Annotated in this window: 16 protein-coding genes; 9 read left to right on the top strand and 7 right to left on the bottom strand. The window is 71.2% G+C overall.

The annotated features are described in order from the left end of the window. Both ROTAS13_RS08890 and ROTAS13_RS08895 read right to left on the bottom strand, forming a co-directional pair. The coding region (locus ROTAS13_RS08890; RefSeq protein WP_216348617.1) for a hypothetical protein at nucleotides 1-292 on the bottom strand (292 nt) is incomplete at its 3' end. A 213-nt stretch (nucleotides 293-505) separates the two neighbouring features. After that, nucleotides 506-1,411 (bottom strand): ROK family protein, encoded by a 906-nt coding sequence (locus tag ROTAS13_RS08895; protein WP_019461440.1) that lies wholly within the window; start codon nucleotides 1,409-1,411, stop codon nucleotides 506-508. 246 nt (nucleotides 1,412-1,657) lie between these two features. Between ROTAS13_RS08895 and ROTAS13_RS08900 the strand changes: the two genes are divergently transcribed. From ROTAS13_RS08900 to ROTAS13_RS08925, 6 genes are all read left to right on the top strand, one after another. After that, complete coding sequence (locus ROTAS13_RS08900) at nucleotides 1,658-1,909, top strand: sulfurtransferase TusA family protein (RefSeq protein ID WP_019461441.1); 252 nt, start codon at nucleotides 1,658-1,660, stop codon at nucleotides 1,907-1,909. A gap of 114 nt (nucleotides 1,910-2,023) precedes the next feature. Next, the gene (locus tag ROTAS13_RS08905) at nucleotides 2,024-2,908 is read left to right on the top strand and encodes a histone deacetylase family protein (RefSeq protein ID WP_019461442.1); all 885 of its coding nucleotides are present in this window, start codon (nucleotides 2,024-2,026) and stop codon (nucleotides 2,906-2,908) included. A 39-nt stretch (nucleotides 2,909-2,947) separates the two neighbouring features. Next, nucleotides 2,948-3,187, top strand: coding sequence for an exodeoxyribonuclease VII small subunit (gene xseB / locus ROTAS13_RS08910; RefSeq protein WP_026033252.1), 240 nt, complete (start codon nucleotides 2,948-2,950; stop codon nucleotides 3,185-3,187). Next, entirely contained in the window at nucleotides 3,184-4,095 is a 912-nt protein-coding gene (locus ROTAS13_RS08915) for a polyprenyl synthetase family protein (protein ID WP_058389423.1), read from the top strand. Before xseB ends, ROTAS13_RS08915 begins: the two co-directional genes overlap by 4 nt. A gap of 25 nt (nucleotides 4,096-4,120) precedes the next feature. Next, entirely contained in the window at nucleotides 4,121-6,052 is a 1,932-nt protein-coding gene (dxs, locus tag ROTAS13_RS08920; protein WP_019461445.1) for a 1-deoxy-D-xylulose-5-phosphate synthase, read from the top strand. An 86-nt stretch (nucleotides 6,053-6,138) separates the two neighbouring features. Further along, complete coding sequence (locus ROTAS13_RS08925) at nucleotides 6,139-6,858, top strand: TlyA family RNA methyltransferase (protein ID WP_075822126.1); 720 nt, start codon at nucleotides 6,139-6,141, stop codon at nucleotides 6,856-6,858. Between the two features lie 55 nt (nucleotides 6,859-6,913). Here ROTAS13_RS08925 and ROTAS13_RS27750 read toward each other — a convergent pair whose 3' ends face one another. From ROTAS13_RS27750 to fabI, 4 genes are all read right to left on the bottom strand, one after another. Continuing rightward, a complete protein-coding gene (locus ROTAS13_RS27750) occupies nucleotides 6,914-7,102 on the bottom strand; it encodes a hypothetical protein (RefSeq protein WP_019461447.1) in 189 nt (62 codons plus the stop codon). Between the two features lie 126 nt (nucleotides 7,103-7,228). Beyond that, on the bottom strand, nucleotides 7,229-8,440 hold the full coding sequence (locus ROTAS13_RS08935; protein ID WP_139323292.1) for a hypothetical protein: 1,212 nt from the start codon (nucleotides 8,438-8,440) through the stop codon (nucleotides 7,229-7,231). Between the two features lie 70 nt (nucleotides 8,441-8,510). Beyond that, nucleotides 8,511-9,617 (bottom strand): chorismate synthase, encoded by a 1,107-nt coding sequence (gene aroC / locus ROTAS13_RS08940; protein WP_019461449.1) that lies wholly within the window; start codon nucleotides 9,615-9,617, stop codon nucleotides 8,511-8,513. A 34-nt stretch (nucleotides 9,618-9,651) separates the two neighbouring features. After that, nucleotides 9,652-10,494, bottom strand: coding sequence for an enoyl-ACP reductase FabI (gene fabI / locus ROTAS13_RS08945; protein ID WP_058389425.1), 843 nt, complete (start codon nucleotides 10,492-10,494; stop codon nucleotides 9,652-9,654). A gap of 102 nt (nucleotides 10,495-10,596) precedes the next feature. Here fabI and pdxH point away from each other — a divergent pair, with 102 nt between their 5' ends. From pdxH to ROTAS13_RS08960, 3 genes are all read left to right on the top strand, one after another. After that, complete coding sequence (pdxH, locus tag ROTAS13_RS08950) at nucleotides 10,597-11,199, top strand: pyridoxamine 5'-phosphate oxidase (protein ID WP_075822123.1); 603 nt, start codon at nucleotides 10,597-10,599, stop codon at nucleotides 11,197-11,199. Then, on the top strand, nucleotides 11,196-12,686 hold the full coding sequence (locus ROTAS13_RS08955) for a bifunctional aminoglycoside phosphotransferase/ATP-binding protein (protein WP_075822124.1): 1,491 nt from the start codon (nucleotides 11,196-11,198) through the stop codon (nucleotides 12,684-12,686). The genes pdxH and ROTAS13_RS08955 overlap by 4 nt, the downstream gene beginning before the upstream one ends. A 213-nt stretch (nucleotides 12,687-12,899) precedes the next feature. Beyond that, on the top strand, nucleotides 12,900-13,775 hold the full coding sequence (locus ROTAS13_RS08960) for a universal stress protein (RefSeq protein WP_026033191.1): 876 nt from the start codon (nucleotides 12,900-12,902) through the stop codon (nucleotides 13,773-13,775). Nucleotides 13,776-13,826: 51 nt separating this feature from the next. Here the strand turns inward: ROTAS13_RS08960 and ROTAS13_RS08965 are convergent. Continuing rightward, nucleotides 13,827-14,683: SDR family oxidoreductase (locus tag ROTAS13_RS08965; protein WP_075822125.1), on the bottom strand; the 857-nt coding region annotated here is incomplete at its 5' end.

A 14,683-nucleotide genomic window follows, 5' to 3' on the forward strand; every position in this document is an offset into this window, starting at 1 on the left:
CCCGCGGCGTCGATCCCGGGGCGGCATAGGTGGTGCCGGTCCGGTTCATCTGGGGGCTGTTGACGCGGGAGGAGCCGGCGTCGCTGTTGTCGCGCGGCGTGGAGCCATAGCCGGGACGGCTCGTTGCCGGCCGGTTCAGCATCGGCGTATCGACGCCCGAGGAACCTGCGCCGCTGTTGTCGCGGGGCGTGGCGCCCGGCCGGGCCTGGGTGTCCGGCATCGACTGTGCCGAGGCAGCACCGGCCCCGAGGGCCAGGGCCAGGGCGCAGGCCGAGAGCAAGGTCTTGTTCATTGTTGGTCTCCTTGGGCAGACCCTGTGGAGAAGTGATTCCCCTGCGTTTCAGGGTCCTTCTTCTCCCGGCTGGTCTCCCCGGCTTAACGGAGACTTTGCCGGCAAGTTGCGGTCACCTCATCACGCCACGAGACGGGCAAGAAGCCCGGCCGGACATTTCGGCGGCCAAGTTCCCGCCCGGCTTCCGGTGGCGAGGACTTCGGCTCCTGTTCTTCAGCCGCGGTCCCAGAGCCGGGCGGCGCCGAAGACGCCCGAACTGTCCCCGTGCTTCGCCTGCACGATGTTGATCCGGCGAGAATCCCCGAAGATCCAGGGTTCCATCAGGCGCGGCACCTCATGGTAGCAGTGCTCCAGATTCGAGACGCCGCCGCCGAGCACGATCACGTCCGGGTCCAGCATGTTCGTCAGGTTGGCCAGGGCCCGGGCCAGCCGGTCGGCGTGGCGCTCCAGCCCGGCACGGGCGATGGCATCGCCGGCGGCGGCCTGCTCGCCGATCGCGGAGGCGTCCCGGTGGCCGGGACCATAGGTGTCGATGGCCAGGCCGGGGCCGGAAAGATAGGTCTCCAGGCAGTTCGGGTTGCCGCACCAGCAATGGGTGCCCGGCATCTCCTCGGCGCGCATCCAGGGCAGGGGGGTGTGCCCCCATTCGCCGGCGATCCGGTTCGGACCGTCCAGCGGATAGCCGTTCACCACGATGCCGGCGCCGCAGCCCGTGCCCAGGATCACCGCGAAGACGACCGGATAGCCCCGGCCCGCCCCGTCGGCGGCCTCGCTCATCGCCAGGCAGTTGGCGTCGTTCATGACCCGGACCTCGCGGCCGATGGCATTGGCCAGATCGACGTCGAGCGGATGCCCGTTCATCTCCTGCGTGTTGGCGTTCCGCACCAGGCCGGTATGGGGGCTGATGCTGCCCGGGATGCCGATGCCGATGGTCGGCCTCGCATCGGTGCCCTGGAACTCCGCCTGCGCCTCCGCCACCAGCGCGGCGATGTTGTTCACGATGTCGTCATAGGCCCGGGGTGTCGGCCTGCGCCTGCGAAGGCGCACGCGGCCATCCTCGTCCAGGGCGACGATCTCCGTCTTCGTGCCACCCAGATCCACGCCAAGCTTGATGCGCATGACCAGCCTCGTTCTCCTGCCCCGGAGGCTGCGGCAAGACGGGGAGGCCGGCAAGCGGGACCGCGTGCCGCCGGGGCACCCCGCCGGTGGTCATGGAAGCGGGACGTGACGCGGGGCACGGAGCCGGGCAGAGAGGGGCGCGACAGGAACCACCGCCGGACACAGTCCGGTGACCGGCCCGGCCGGAAGGTCCGGCGGGTTCCGCCGTGCTGGACAGCCTGGCGCTGGAGTGATGGAATTGCGACGATGAGCGAGACGGTGCTCGACGTGAAGGGGCTGAGCTGCCCCCTGCCGGTGCTGAAGGCGAACAAGGCCCTTCGATCCCTGCCTGCCGGGGCGCGGCTGACGGTGCTGGCTACGGACCCGGCCAGCGTCAAGGATTTCCAGGCCTATGCCCGGGAGACCGGCCATGCGCTCGTCAGCTTCAGCGAGGGGGCGGGCCTGTACCGCTTCACGCTGCGAAAGCGGAAGGACACGGTCGCGTCCGAAGCCGGCTGACCCGGCGCGGGAGGGGGGCCGGCCCAGGGGGACAGACCGCCGGGGCCGGGGCAGGGGGAAGAAGAACAAGTGGATCTTCTGTTGCTGACGCACCGGGCATGCCTGGGTCACGACATGGGCTTCGAGGCCATGGAACGCCCGGCGCGCCTGCGCGTGGTGCTGGAGGCGCTGGAGGCGCAGTGCTTCTCGATGCTGGCGCGGGAGGAAGCGCCCCGTGCGACGCGCGAGCAGCTGATGCGCGTGCATCCGGCCAGCTATGTGGACACCATCCTGGCGACGCGGCCCGAAGGCGACGGGCATGTGGTGATCGACGGCGACACGGCCATGGGCTCGGGCAGCGCCGAGGCCGCGCTGCACGCCGCCGGGGCCGGAATCGCCGCCGTGGATGCGGTGATGCGCGGCGAGTTCGCCAGGGCCTTCTGCGCCGTGCGCCCGCCCGGGCACCATGCGGAGCCCGCGCGGGCCATGGGCTTCTGCCTCTTCTCGAACATCGCCGTCGCGGCCCGCCATGCCCAGGAGGTGCACGGCGCGGGACGGGTGGCGATCCTGGATTTCGACGTGCACCACGGCAACGGCACCCAGGCGGTGTTCGAGCGCGATCCCAGCGTCTTCTTCGCCTCCTCGCACCAGATGCCGCTCTATCCCGGCACCGGCGCCGCGAGCGAGCGCGGCATGGGCAATATCCTCAATGTCGCCCTGCCGCCGGGCGCCAAGGGCGACGAGTTCCGGGCCGCCTGGTCGGAGCGTATCCTGCCCGCGGTGGAAGGCTTCTCCCCCGGCCTCATCCTGGTCTCGGCGGGCTTCGACGCCCATGCCCGCGACCCGCTGGCCCATCTCCGCCTGACGGAAGCGGATTTCGCCTGGGTGACCGGCGAAATTTGCGCGGTTGCAAGGCGGGTCTGCGGTGGGCGGGTGGTATCCATGCTCGAAGGCGGCTACGACCTGGACGCGCTGGCCCGTTCCGTGGCCGCGCATGTGCGGGCCCTGATGGATGCCTGAGACATGGATAACGGGGACCGGCTTCTGGAAACGAGGTTCATGAACGACACGTCGCCCGTGGTGGAAACGCTTTCCTTCGAGGAGGCGCTGCGCGAGCTCGAGGAGATCGTCCGCAGCCTGGAGCGCGGCGATGCTTCCCTGGAGACGGCGATCGCCAGCTACACCCGCGGCACCGCCCTGCGGGCCCATTGCGAGCGGAAGCTGAACGAGGCGGAGCAGCGCGTGCAGGCGATCGTCCCTGGCCCCAACGGTCCGTCGCTGCGGGAGATCGAGGAATGAGCGGCCAGGCCATGCCGACATCCCTGACCACGGCGCTCACCGCCGCGCAGGGGGAGATCGAGCAGGCGCTCGACATCCTGCTGCCGCGCGAGGAAGGGCGGGAGGCGCCGCTCTTCGCCGCGATGCGCTATGCCGCCATGGGCGGAGGCAAGCGGATGCGGGGCTTCCTGGTGCTGGAGGGCGCGCGGCAGTTCAACGTCGCCCGCGCCTCCGCGCTGCGCGTCGCCGCCGCCATCGAGATGCTGCACGCCTATTCGCTGGTGCATGACGACCTGCCCGCGATGGACGACGACGACCTCCGCCGCGGCAAGCCCACCGTCCACAAGCAGTGGGACGAGGCCACCGCCATCCTGGTCGGCGACGCGTTGCAGACCCAGGCCTTCGCCGTGCTGGCGGCGCCCGACACGCATCCCGATCCGGCGGTGCGGGCGGAGCTCTGCCTGCACCTGGCCCTGGCCTCCGGCGCGCGTGGCATGGTGGGCGGGCAGATGCTCGACATCCTGGCCGAAAGCGCCACGGAGCCCATGACCCAGGCCGAGATCGGGCGGCTGCAACTGCTCAAGACCGGCAAGCTGATCGAGTTCTCGGCCGAGGCCGGCGCGATCCTGGGCAAGGCGCCCGCCGCGCAGCGCATGGCGCTCTGCTCCTACGGGCACGATGTCGGCGCCGCCTTCCAGATCGCCGACGACCTGCTGGACGCCACCGCCACGGTGGAGGAGGCGGGCAAGGCCACCGGCAAGGATGCCGGTGCGGGCAAGGCCACCCTGGTCAGCCTGCTCGGCCTCGAACGCGCCCAGGTCCAGGCCGAACGCCTCGTCGCCCAGGCGCGGCGGCATCTCGACAGCTTCGGGGAGAAGGCGGAACTTCTGCGCCAGCTCGCCGACTACGCGATCCAGCGTAGGAACTGACACCATCCACGCGGCCGGAGGACCCATGTCACGACCCAGCACGCCGCTGCTTGACCGCGTCCGCATCCCGGCGGACCTGCGCAACCTTTCGGCCGAACAGCTCCGCCAACTCGCCAGTGAGCTGCGGGCGGAAACCATCGACGCGGTGAGCGGCACCGGGGGGCATCTCGGCGCCTCCCTCGGGGTGATCGAGCTGACGGTGGCCATCCACGCCGTCTTCGACACGCCGGCCGACCGGCTGATCTGGGATGTCGGCCACCAGGCCTACCCGCACAAGATCCTGACCGGGCGGCGCGACCGCATCCGCACCCTGCGGCAGCCCGGGGGCCTGTCCGGCTTCACCCGGCGGTCGGAAAGCGAGTACGACCCCTTCGGCGCGGCGCATTCCTCGACCTCGATCTCCGCCGGCCTCGGCATGGCGGTGGCGCGAGACCTGAAGGGCGACGCGCGCAACGTCATCGCCGTGATCGGCGACGGCGCGATGAGCGCCGGCATGGCCTACGAGGCCATGAACAACGCCGGCGCCATGAAGTCCCGCCTGATCGTGGTGCTCAACGACAACGACATGTCGATCGCCCCGCCGGTGGGGGCGCTCTCGGCCTATCTGTCGCGCACCATCTCCTCGCGGCCCTTCCTCTCCATCCGGGACGTGATGGGCAAGCTGGCGAAGCGCTTCCCGGCGCCGCTGGCCCGCGCCGCGGAACGGGCGGACGAATACGCGCGCGGGCTGCTGACCGGCGGCACGCTGTTCGAGGAGCTGGGCTTCTACTATGTCGGCCCGATCGACGGCCACGACCTCGACGCGCTGCTGCCGGTGCTGCGGAACCTGCGCGACGCGGATGAGGGGCAGCCGGTCCTGCTGCATGTCGTGACCAAGAAGGGCAAGGGCTACGCCCCGGCGGAATCCGCACCCGACAAGTACCACGGCGTGCAGAAGTTCAACGTCGTCACGGGTGAGCAGCAGAAGGCGCCCCCCGGCCCGCCGGCCTACACCAGGGTCTTCGCCAATGCGCTGATCGCCGAGGCGGAGCGCGACGACCGGATCGTGGCGGTCACCGCCGCCATGCCCTCCGGCACCGGCCTCGACCTTTTCGGCAAGCGCTTCCCGAAGCGCACCTTCGACGTGGGCATCGCCGAGCAGCATGGCGTCACCTTCGCCGCCGGCATGGCGACGGAAGGGATGAAGCCCTTCTGCGTGATCTACTCGACCTTCCTGCAACGCGCCTACGACCAGGTGATGCACGACGTGGCGCTGCAGAACCTGCCGGTGCGCTTCGCCATGGACCGGGCCGGGCTGGTCGGCGCGGATGGCGCCACCCATGCGGGGTCCTTCGACATCGCCTATCTCGGCTGCCTGCCGAACATGGTGCTGATGGCCCCGGCCGACGAGGTGGAGCTGGTCCACATGACGGCCACGGCGGCGGCCCATGACGCCGGGCCGATCGCCTTCCGCTATCCGCGCGGCGAGGGCACCGGGCTCGCCGCCCTGCCGCAGCGGGGCGAGATCCTGCCGATCGGCAAGGGCCGCATCCTGCGCGAGGGCACGGCGGTCGCGCTGCTGTCCTACGGCACGCGGCTCGCGGAATGCCTGAAGGCGGCGGACGAGCTGGCGGCGCAGGGGCTTTCCTGCACCGTGGCCGATGCGCGCTTCGCCAAGCCGCTGGACACGGCCCTGGTGGAGCAGCTGGCCCGTCACCACGGCGTGCTGGTGACGATCGAGGAAGGCTCGGTCGGCGGCTTCGGCAGCTTCGTGGCGCAGCATCTGGCCTGGAAGGGCCTGCTGGATGGCGGGCTGCGCTTCCGGCCGATGGTGCTGCCCGACCGCTACATCGACCACAACAACCCGCGGAAGCAGTACGACGAGGCCGCGCTGAACGCCGCCCATGTGGTGGCGACGGTGCAGTCGGCCCTGGGCTCCGCTGCGGGGGGCGCGGCGCTGGCGCCCGCCAGGGCGTGAAGGCGGATCGGAAGGCGGAGGCCGGGGCGCCCGCCCCGCGCGCCCCTTCCGGCCCCGCCGCCGGCAAGACCCGCGCCGACCAGGCCCTGGTGGACCGTGGCCTCGCCGAGAGCCGCACCCGGGCCCAGGCGCTGATCCTGGCCGGCAAGGTCTTTTCCGGCGAGGCACGGGTGGACAAGCCGGGCCAGCCGGTGAAGCCGGACATGCCCCTCCAGGTGCGGGGGCAGGAACACCCCTGGGTCTCGCGCGGCGGCGTCAAGCTGGCCCATGCCCTGGGCCATTTCGGCCTCAAGCCCGACGGGCGCACCTGCATTGATGTCGGCGCCTCCACCGGCGGCTTCACCGACGTGCTGCTGAAGCACGGGGCGGCGAAGGTCTTTGCCGTGGATGTCGGCCATGGCCAGCTGGCCTGGAGCCTGCGCCAGGACCGGCGCGTGGTGGTGATGGAGCGGACGAACGCCCGCTACATCGACGCCACCCATGTCCCGGAGCCCCTGGGTGCCGTGGTCTGCGACGCGTCCTTCATCGGGCTGCGCACCGTCCTGCCGGCGGCGCTCGGCCTCGCGGCGCCCGGGGCCTGGGCCGCCGCGCTGATCAAGCCGCAGTTCGAGGCGGGACCGGATGCCGTGGGCAAGGGCGGCGTGGTGCGCGACCCGAACGTCCATCGCCGGGTCTGCAACATGATCCGGGAATGGTGGACGGGGCTGGAGGGCTGGTCGGTTCTCGGGGTGACGGAAAGTCCGATCACCGGTCCCGAAGGGAACAAGGAGTTCCTGATCGCCGCCCGCCGGGACGGGAGCTCCTGAACCGGAGCCCTGCCGCCGGGATCGATCCGGGAGGGACGTGCCTTCCCCGGGGGCGTCAGGCCGTGGTCTGGACGGAAACGGCCGGCGTGGCAGTCATGACGTGGCTGCCAGCGCCATCGGCAGGGTTCTGCGTACGAAGCTGCGCAAGAAGATTCCAGACGCGATCCGGATCCATTCTGATCTCCGGATCGTTAATGAGACGGTCCAACTCCTCGAGTGCGTTCTCGAGCTCGCTATCGGTCATCCGACCTTCCCCGAATTTTGCACTGCAACGTGCCGACAATGCCCCTCGGGGCAATGGCCTGCAACAACAACATTCATAAAGTCGCAAGGTTTTCCGGAACGCACTATTCGGCGCGGTCTGCCGGGATCAGCCGCACGACTCAACCGAGGGTAGCAAAGCCGAAAGGCGGCCCTGCGGATGCGAGGGGTGGCGGAAGCGCAGCTCGCCACCGGGAGTCGCGTCGGGCGGCACCATGCCGAACATCTCCATCCGGGTGGCGCAGCTCACCGCGACCACATGGCGCGCCGCGGGCTGGGTGAGGAAGCGGCGCACCGCCCCTTCCAGCTCCAGGCTCTCGCGCAGGCTGCGCCATTCCGTCCGGTTCAGGTCCTCCAGGAACATGGCCAGAATGCCGGGGCGCGTGCCGCTGAGGCGGGAGGCCGCCAGGGTGGCGTGGCGGCAGAGGGCGGCGGCGATGCCGTTCTCCCGCCCGGACCGCGCGGCGATCACCAGGATGTTGCCGCCGCTGGGGTCCCCGGCCATGGCGAGATGCGTGTCGGGGCCGAACTGGGCGCGCAGCACCGCGGGCAGCGCGGCCTGCGCCCCGGCGACCAGCAGCGGATCGAGCTTCAGCACCGCCGCCTGGTCGGCATCGTGGCGCTTGCGGGAGGACAGGAGGGCGGTGATACGCCGGTGCAGCTCGGCGACGTGCTCCGGCTCCTGGATGCCGTCCGGCAGCGTCACCTTGAGGACATAGCGGCCCGGATGCGCCGAGAGCCAGGTGTGCAGGTCGGGATTCACCCGGTCCACCAGCGTGCACCAGCCGCTGTGGTGCAGGGGACGCCCCTCGTCGGCGAGCGCCGTCCCGCAGACGATCTCCGCCTCCGCCTCCTCCCGCCGGATCAGCAGGTCGTGCGGCGTGCCGTCGATCAGGCCTGCATGATGCACGATGAAGCCGCGCGAGCGCTGAAGGCTCGCCACCCGCAGCATGTGGAAGAGGGGGATGAGATTGGCCTGCCCCGTCAGCCCGGCGGCAAGCAGGTGGCGCAGCCGGTCGCGCGGCCCGGGCGGCAGGGTCGCGGCCAGCTCCACCGCCTCCCGCGCGAAATCCAGCGCCCGCGCCTCGGTGGCGGCGCTGCCTGGCCGGCCCAGGCTGGCCTGGGCCTCGCCGCCGAAGATGCGGGCCAGGGCGAGTTCGAGGGCATGGCGCTGTTGCAGGGCACGGGCGCTGAAGGAACGGCGGCGGGAGGCCTCGCTGATGTCGGAAAGGCGCTGAAGCCATGCCTCCTCGCCGGCGAGATCGAGGAACGCGTCCTTGATGGCGTGATGAGACCCTGCCGCATACGCCATACGGATCAACCCTCCGAAACCGCACCGCCGCTAAATCCCGAGTTTCGGGATCGGTCAATCAAACGTCTTCGTGAGGCGCTCAGTTGCGCGGCAGGCGGGCGCGGGTGGGGGCATCCGGGTTCTGGGCGCGGTGGCGCAGCAGGTGGTCGGCCAGCACGCAGGCCATCATGGCCTCGCCCACCGGCACGGCGCGGATGCCGACGCAGGGATCGTGGCGGCCCTTGGTGACCAGTTCCACATCCGCCCCGAAACGGTCCACCGCCCGGCGCGGCCAGAGGATGGAGGAGGTGGGCTTCACCGCGAAGCGCGCGACGACCGGCTGGCCGGTGGAGATGCCGCCCAGGATGCCGCCGGCATGGTTGGCGGAGAAGAGCACCTCGCCCTCCGCTCCCATGCGCATCTCGTCCGCGTTCTCCTCGCCGGACAGGGCGGCGGCGGCGAAGCCCTCGCCGATCTCGACGCCCTTCACCGCGTTGATGCTCATCAGCGCGGCGGCGAGGTCGGCGTCCAGCTTGCCATAGAGCGGCGCGCCCAGGCCGGGCGGCACGCCCTCCGCCACCACCTCGATGACGGCGCCGATGCTGCTGCCGGCCTTGCGGATCGCCATCAGCCGCTCCTCCCAGCGCGCGGCGGCGCCGGCATCGGGGCAGAAGAGGGCGTTGCGCTCCACCTCGGCCCAGTTCCAGGTGGAGCGGTCCACCCCGTCGCCGCCCAGCGCCACCATGGCGCCGCGGATGCGGATCTCCGGCCCCAGCACCCTGCGCGCCACCGCCCCCGCGGCGACCCGCATCGCGGTCTCCCGCGCCGAGGACCGGCCGCCGCCGCGATAGTCCCGCACCCCGTATTTCAGGTGGTAGGCGAGGTCGGCATGGCCCGGACGGAAGCGGTCGGCGATCTCGCCATAGTCGCGGGATCGCTGGTCCTGGTTCGTGATCTCCAGCGCGATCGGCGTGCCGGTGGTCAGGCCCTCGAAGGTGCCGGACAGGATGCGGACCTCGTCGGGCTCCTGCCGCTGCGTCACCAGCTTCGACTGGCCGGGGCGGCGCTTGTCGAGGAAGGGCTGGATATCCGCCTCGTCGAGCGGCAGGCCGGGCGGGCAGCCATCCACGACGCAGCCGATGGCGGGGCCGTGGCTCTCCCCCCAGGTGGTCACGCGGAACAGGTGGCCGAAGCTGTTGTGCGACATGGGGGCAGGGCGCCTGGAATGCGGGAAAGGGCGGTCAGCCCTTCTCCACCGTGATGTCGGGGGCGTCGGGGTTCTTCATGCCGACGGTATGGTAGCCGCAATCCACGTGGTGGACCTCGCCGGTCACGCCGGTCGAAAGGCCGGACAGGAAATAGAGGCCGGAATTGCCCACCTCCTCCAGCCCGACATTGCGCCGCATCGGCGCGTTGTACTGGTTCCACTTCAGGATATAGCGGAAATCGCCGATGCCGGAGGCAGCGAGCGTCTTGATCGGCCCGGCGCTGATCGCGTTCACGCGGATGCCGCGGTCGCCCAGGTCGGCGGCCATGTAGCGCACCGAGGCCTCCAGCGCCGCCTTGGCCACGCCCATGACGTTGTAGTGGGGCATCACCCGCTCGGCGCCCAGGTAGGTGAGCGTCAGCAGCGAGCCGCCCTCGTTCATCATCGCGGCCGCATGCTTCGCGACGGAGACGAAGGAGAAGCAGGAGATGTCCATCGCCTGCAGGAAGGCCTCCCGCGGCGTGTCGATGTAGCGGCCCCGCAGGTACTCCTTGTTGGCGAAGCCGATGGCGTGGACCAGGAAGTCCAGCTTGCCCCAGCGCTCGCCGAGCGTCTGGAACACCGCCTCCACCGAGGCGTCGTCGGTCACGTCGCAGGGCATCACCAGGTCGCTGCCGACGCTGGTGGCCAGGGGGCGGACACGCTTCTCCAGCGCCTCCCCCTGATAGGTGAAGGCGAGTTCGCCGCCCTGGGCCGCCACCGAACGGGCGATGGCCCAGGCGATGGAGCGGTCGTTGGCGACACCCATGACGAGGCCGCGCTTGCCCGCCATCAGGTTGCCCGTCGGAATATTGTGTTCTTGCGCGATGTCGGTCATGCGGTGTGGTCCCGAGGCACCGGTCATGCGACCGGCCGTGATGTTGCGGCGGGGCCGGAGGGGTGGCACATGCCTTACGACCCGGCAAGAGGGCAAGGGATCATGGACGCCAATACGGACTTCACCCTGAGCACCGATCCCGTCGCGCTGTTCAGCGAATGGATGCGCGCGGCCGAGGCCAGCGAGCCCAACGACCCGAACGCCATGTGCCTCGCCACGGTGGGGGCGGATGGCCGCCCCTCGGCCCGGATCGTGCTGCTGAAGAGCGTGGATGCGGGGGGATTCATGTTCCATTCGCACTACACGGGCCGCAAGGGGCGGGAACTGGACGCCAACCCCTGCGCCGCCCTCTGCTTCCACTGGAAGAGCCTGCACCGGCAGGTGCGGGTGGAGGGCCGCGTCGAGCACGCCACCCCGGCGGAATCCGATGCCTATTACGCCTCCCGCGCCCGGATCTCCCGCCTCGGCGCCTGGGCCTCGCGCCAGTCGGAGCCGCTGTCCGACCGGGCCGAGCTGGAGGCGCGGCTGCGGGAGGCGGAACAGCGCTTCCCCGATGAGGAGGTGCCCCGCCCGGAACACTGGGGCGGCTTCCGCCTGATCCCCGACAGCATCGAGTTCTGGCAGGACGCGCCCTACCGCCTGCATGACCGGGTGGTCTTCATCCGGGCCGGCGAGGGGTGGGAACGGCAGCGCCTCTACCCGTGAGCCTGCCGCCGGAGCAGCGCGAGACCGGCGCCCTGCTGTCCCGGCTGACCGGGGCAGCCGCGCCGCTGGAGACGCATATCTCCGCCATCTATGTCGGGGCGGAGCGCACACTGAAGCTGAAGAAGGCCGTGGCGCTGAGCTTCCTCGACTTCACCGGGCTGGAGGCGCGGGAGCGCTTCTGCCGGCGGGAGCTGGAGATCAACGCCCCCGCCGCGCCCGGCATCTACCACGCCGTGCATGCCATCACCCGCGCCCCCGGCGGGCCGCTCCGCCTGGATGGCGACGGAGAGGCGGTGGACTGGGTGCTGGAGATGGCGACCCTGCCCGCCGACGGCTTCCTGAACCTGATCGCGGCCCGCCACGGCGTGGACGGCACCCTGGCGGATGCTCTGGGCGACACGGTGGCGGCGCTGCACGCCACGCAGCCCGTGATCGAGGGACTGGACTCGGAGGCGGCGATGCAGCGCGTCCTCGCGGGCGCCGTCGAGTCCTGCCGCCGGGCGGGTCTGCCGATGCCGGAGGTGGAGCGGTTGGCCGGCGATCTCGGGGCGGCCTTCGCGACGCGGCGGGGGCTGCTCAACGCCCGCGCCGCCGCCGGGCATGTGCGGCGGTGCCATGGCGACTTGCATCTCGGCAACCTCGTGCTCTGGCCCAGCGGGCCCATGGGCCGGCCCGTGGCCTTCGATGCGCTGGAGTTCGACGAGGCGCTGGCCACGGTGGACACCGGCTACGACCTCGCCTTTCTGCTGATGGACCTGGACCGGCGCGCCAGCCGGGCGGCGGCCAACCGGACCCTGTCGCGCTATCTCGGCCGCACCGGGGATGCCGGGCTGCTGGGCGGGCTGGCGCCCTGGCTCTCCCTGCGCGCCATGGTGCGGTCGTATTGCGAGGTCCTGGCCGGCACGGACGGGCTGCCCTACCTGCGCGCGGCACGGGGCTACCTGGAACCCGCCCCGCCCGTCCTGCTGGCCATCGGCGGGCTGCCCGGCACCGGCAAGTCCTGGCTGGCCCGCGCCCTGGCACCCGGGATCGGCGTGGCGCCCGGCGCGGCGGTGCTGCGCAGCGACGAGATCCGCAAGCGCCTCGCCGGGGTGGAGCCGGAAACCCGCCTGCCGCCCGAAGCCTATACCCCGGCGCGCAAGGCGGAAACCTATGCCGCCTTCCTGCGGGAAGCGCGCGAGGCCCTGACCGGCGGCCATTCGGTGATCGCCGACGCCACCTTCCTCGATCCGGCGCAGCGCGCGGGAATCGAGGCCTTGGCGCGGGAGGCCGGCTGCCCCTTCCTGGGCCTCTGGCTGGAGGCGCCCATGACGGTGCTGCGCGACCGCATCGCCGCGCGGCGCCACGATGCCTCGGATGCCGACCTCGCCGTGCTGGAGGCCAGTACGCGCCGCGATCCCGGCCCGCTCACCTGGGAAGCGGTGCGGGCGGATGGCGATCCGGTCGCGGCGGCCACGGCCCTCCTGGCGCGGCTGCAACCTGCCTGAACGACGGCCCTGAACGACGGTCCTGAACGACGGTCCTGAACGACGGCCGGTTGCATCCACGTCCCGCTTCGTGATGGCATCCCGCTCGCGCGACTTGCCCCGCGGCCTTCGCGGCGGGACAATCCGGGCCGAGGCCCACCCTCCGGTCCGTGCGGCGCTTCAGGGAGCAGCCCTGACCCGCCGCGCCGGACCGGGCCTATAGGAAGAAGTTCCATGGCTTACCGCCGAATCCTTCTCCCCCTGACCGGTACGGCCGCGGGAGAAGCCGCCCTCCAGACGGCGCTGATGATGGCGCGGATCTGGCACAGCCACGTCCATTGCCTGCATGTCCGCGTCGATGCGCGCGACGTGGCGCCGCTGGCCGGCGAAGGGCTCTCCGGGGCGATGATCGAGGAGATGATGGCCGCCACCGAGCGCGAGAGCGGCGACCGCGCCCATCGCGTGCGGGCGCTCTTCGACCGCTTCGTGGCGAGCAAGGACGTGCAGATCGCCACCAACGCCGCCACCGCCAACAAGGCGAATGCGGCGACCCTGTCCTTCGAGAGCGTGGCGGGGCGCGAGGAGGACCTCGTCGCCCAGCAGTCGCGCCTCTACGACCTGGCGATCGTGCCGCATCCGGAGGCCGGGGAGGATGTCTCCTCCTCCGACGCGCTGCACGCCGTGCTCTTCGACAGCGGGCGGCCCGTGCTGATCGCGCCGCGCCTGCCGCCCGAAACCATCGGCACACGCGCCTGCTGCGCCTGGAACGGCACGGCGGAAAGCGCCGCGGCCATCGCCGCCGCGCTGCCCTGGCTGCACCATGCCTCGGCGATCCAGATCCTCTACGCCACCGGCTACCAGCGGCGCGGCCCTTCGGTGGACGGCATCCTCTCCTACCTCCGCTGGCACGGCATCGAGGCCGAGGCCAAGGAGTTCCAGCCGGTGAGCAAGGACATCGGCGCCGGGCTGCTGTCCGCCGCCAAGGAGTTCAGGGCCGACCTGCTCTGCATGGGCGCCTACAGCCATTCCCGGCTGCGGCAGCTCATCCTCGGCGGCGTGACGCGGCACGTGCTGGAGAACGCGGACATTCCCGTCCTGATGTGCCGCTGAGGACGCGCGGGGAGGCAGTGGGAAAGACCACGCGCCTCCCCGAGCCACCCGTCAAGGCATCCCGGCGCCGCCCGAGGCCCCGAAGACCTGCCCGGTGATGTAGCTGCCATCCGCCGCGGCGAGCTGCACGTAGATCGGCGCGATCTCGGCGGGCTGGCCGGGGCGCCCCAGCGGGGTCTGGGCGCCGAAGTTCTTCAGGTTCTCCTCGGTCTGGCCACCCGCGACCTGCAGCGGGGTCCAGAAGGGGCCGGGCGCCACGGCGTTCACGCGGATGCCGCGCTTCGCGAGCTGCTTCGCCAGCCCCTTGGAGAAGTTCATGATCGCCGCCTTGGTCATGGCGTAGTCGAGCAGGATCTCGCTCGGCTGGTAGGCATTGACCGAGCTGGTGTTCACGATGGCGGAGCCGGGCTTCAGGTGCGGGACCGCCGCCTTGGTGATCCAGAACATCGCGTAGATGTTGGTCCGCACCGTCCAGTCGAAATCCTCCTCGCTGAGGTCGAGGATGGAGTCGTGATGGTGCTGCCGGGCAGCGTTGTTGACCAGGATGTCCAGCCCGCCCAGCCCATCGACCGCGTCCTGCACCAGCTTGCGGCAGAAGCCCGCGTCGCGGATATCGCCGGGCAGGAGCACCACCTTGCGCCCGGCCTCGCGGACCAGGGCCGCCACCTGCTGCGCATCCTCCTCCTCCGCCGGCAGGTAGCTGATGGCGACATCCGCGCCCTCTCGCGCGAAGGCGATGACGGCGGCGCGGCCGATGCCGGAATCGCCGCCCGTGACCAGCGCCTTGCGCCCGGCGAGGCGGCCGCTGCCACGATAGCTCTTCTCCCCATGGTCGGGCGGCGGGTTCATGCGGCTGGCCAGCCCCGGCCAGGGCTGCGACTGCGGCTGGAAAGGCGGGGCGGGATAGG

The organism is Roseomonas sp. TAS13 (assembly GCF_001950415.1).
GTDB lineage: Bacteria > Pseudomonadota > Alphaproteobacteria > Acetobacterales > Acetobacteraceae > Roseomonas > Roseomonas mucosa.

Coding starts and splice junctions, on each gene's coding strand:
- ROTAS13_RS08895 (WP_019461440.1), bottom strand. CDS start 1,411: ATGCGCATCAAGCTTGGCGTGGATCTGGGTGGCACGAAGACGGAGATC.
- aroC (WP_019461449.1), bottom strand. CDS start 9,617: ATGTCGCACAACAGCTTCGGCCACCTGTTCCGCGTGACCACCTGGGGG.
- ROTAS13_RS08905 (WP_019461442.1), top strand. CDS start 2,024: ATGGGCTTCGAGGCCATGGAACGCCCGGCGCGCCTGCGCGTGGTGCTG.
- fabI (WP_058389425.1), bottom strand. CDS start 10,494: ATGACCGACATCGCGCAAGAACACAATATTCCGACGGGCAACCTGATG.
- dxs (WP_019461445.1), top strand. CDS start 4,121: ATGTCACGACCCAGCACGCCGCTGCTTGACCGCGTCCGCATCCCGGCG.
- ROTAS13_RS27750 (WP_019461447.1), bottom strand. CDS start 7,102: ATGACCGATAGCGAGCTCGAGAACGCACTCGAGGAGTTGGACCGTCTC.
- pdxH (WP_075822123.1), top strand. CDS start 10,597: ATGGACGCCAATACGGACTTCACCCTGAGCACCGATCCCGTCGCGCTG.
- ROTAS13_RS08915 (WP_058389423.1), top strand. CDS start 3,184: ATGAGCGGCCAGGCCATGCCGACATCCCTGACCACGGCGCTCACCGCC.
- ROTAS13_RS08960 (WP_026033191.1), top strand. CDS start 12,900: ATGGCTTACCGCCGAATCCTTCTCCCCCTGACCGGTACGGCCGCGGGA.
- xseB (WP_026033252.1), top strand. CDS start 2,948: ATGAACGACACGTCGCCCGTGGTGGAAACGCTTTCCTTCGAGGAGGCG.
- ROTAS13_RS08900 (WP_019461441.1), top strand. CDS start 1,658: ATGAGCGAGACGGTGCTCGACGTGAAGGGGCTGAGCTGCCCCCTGCCG.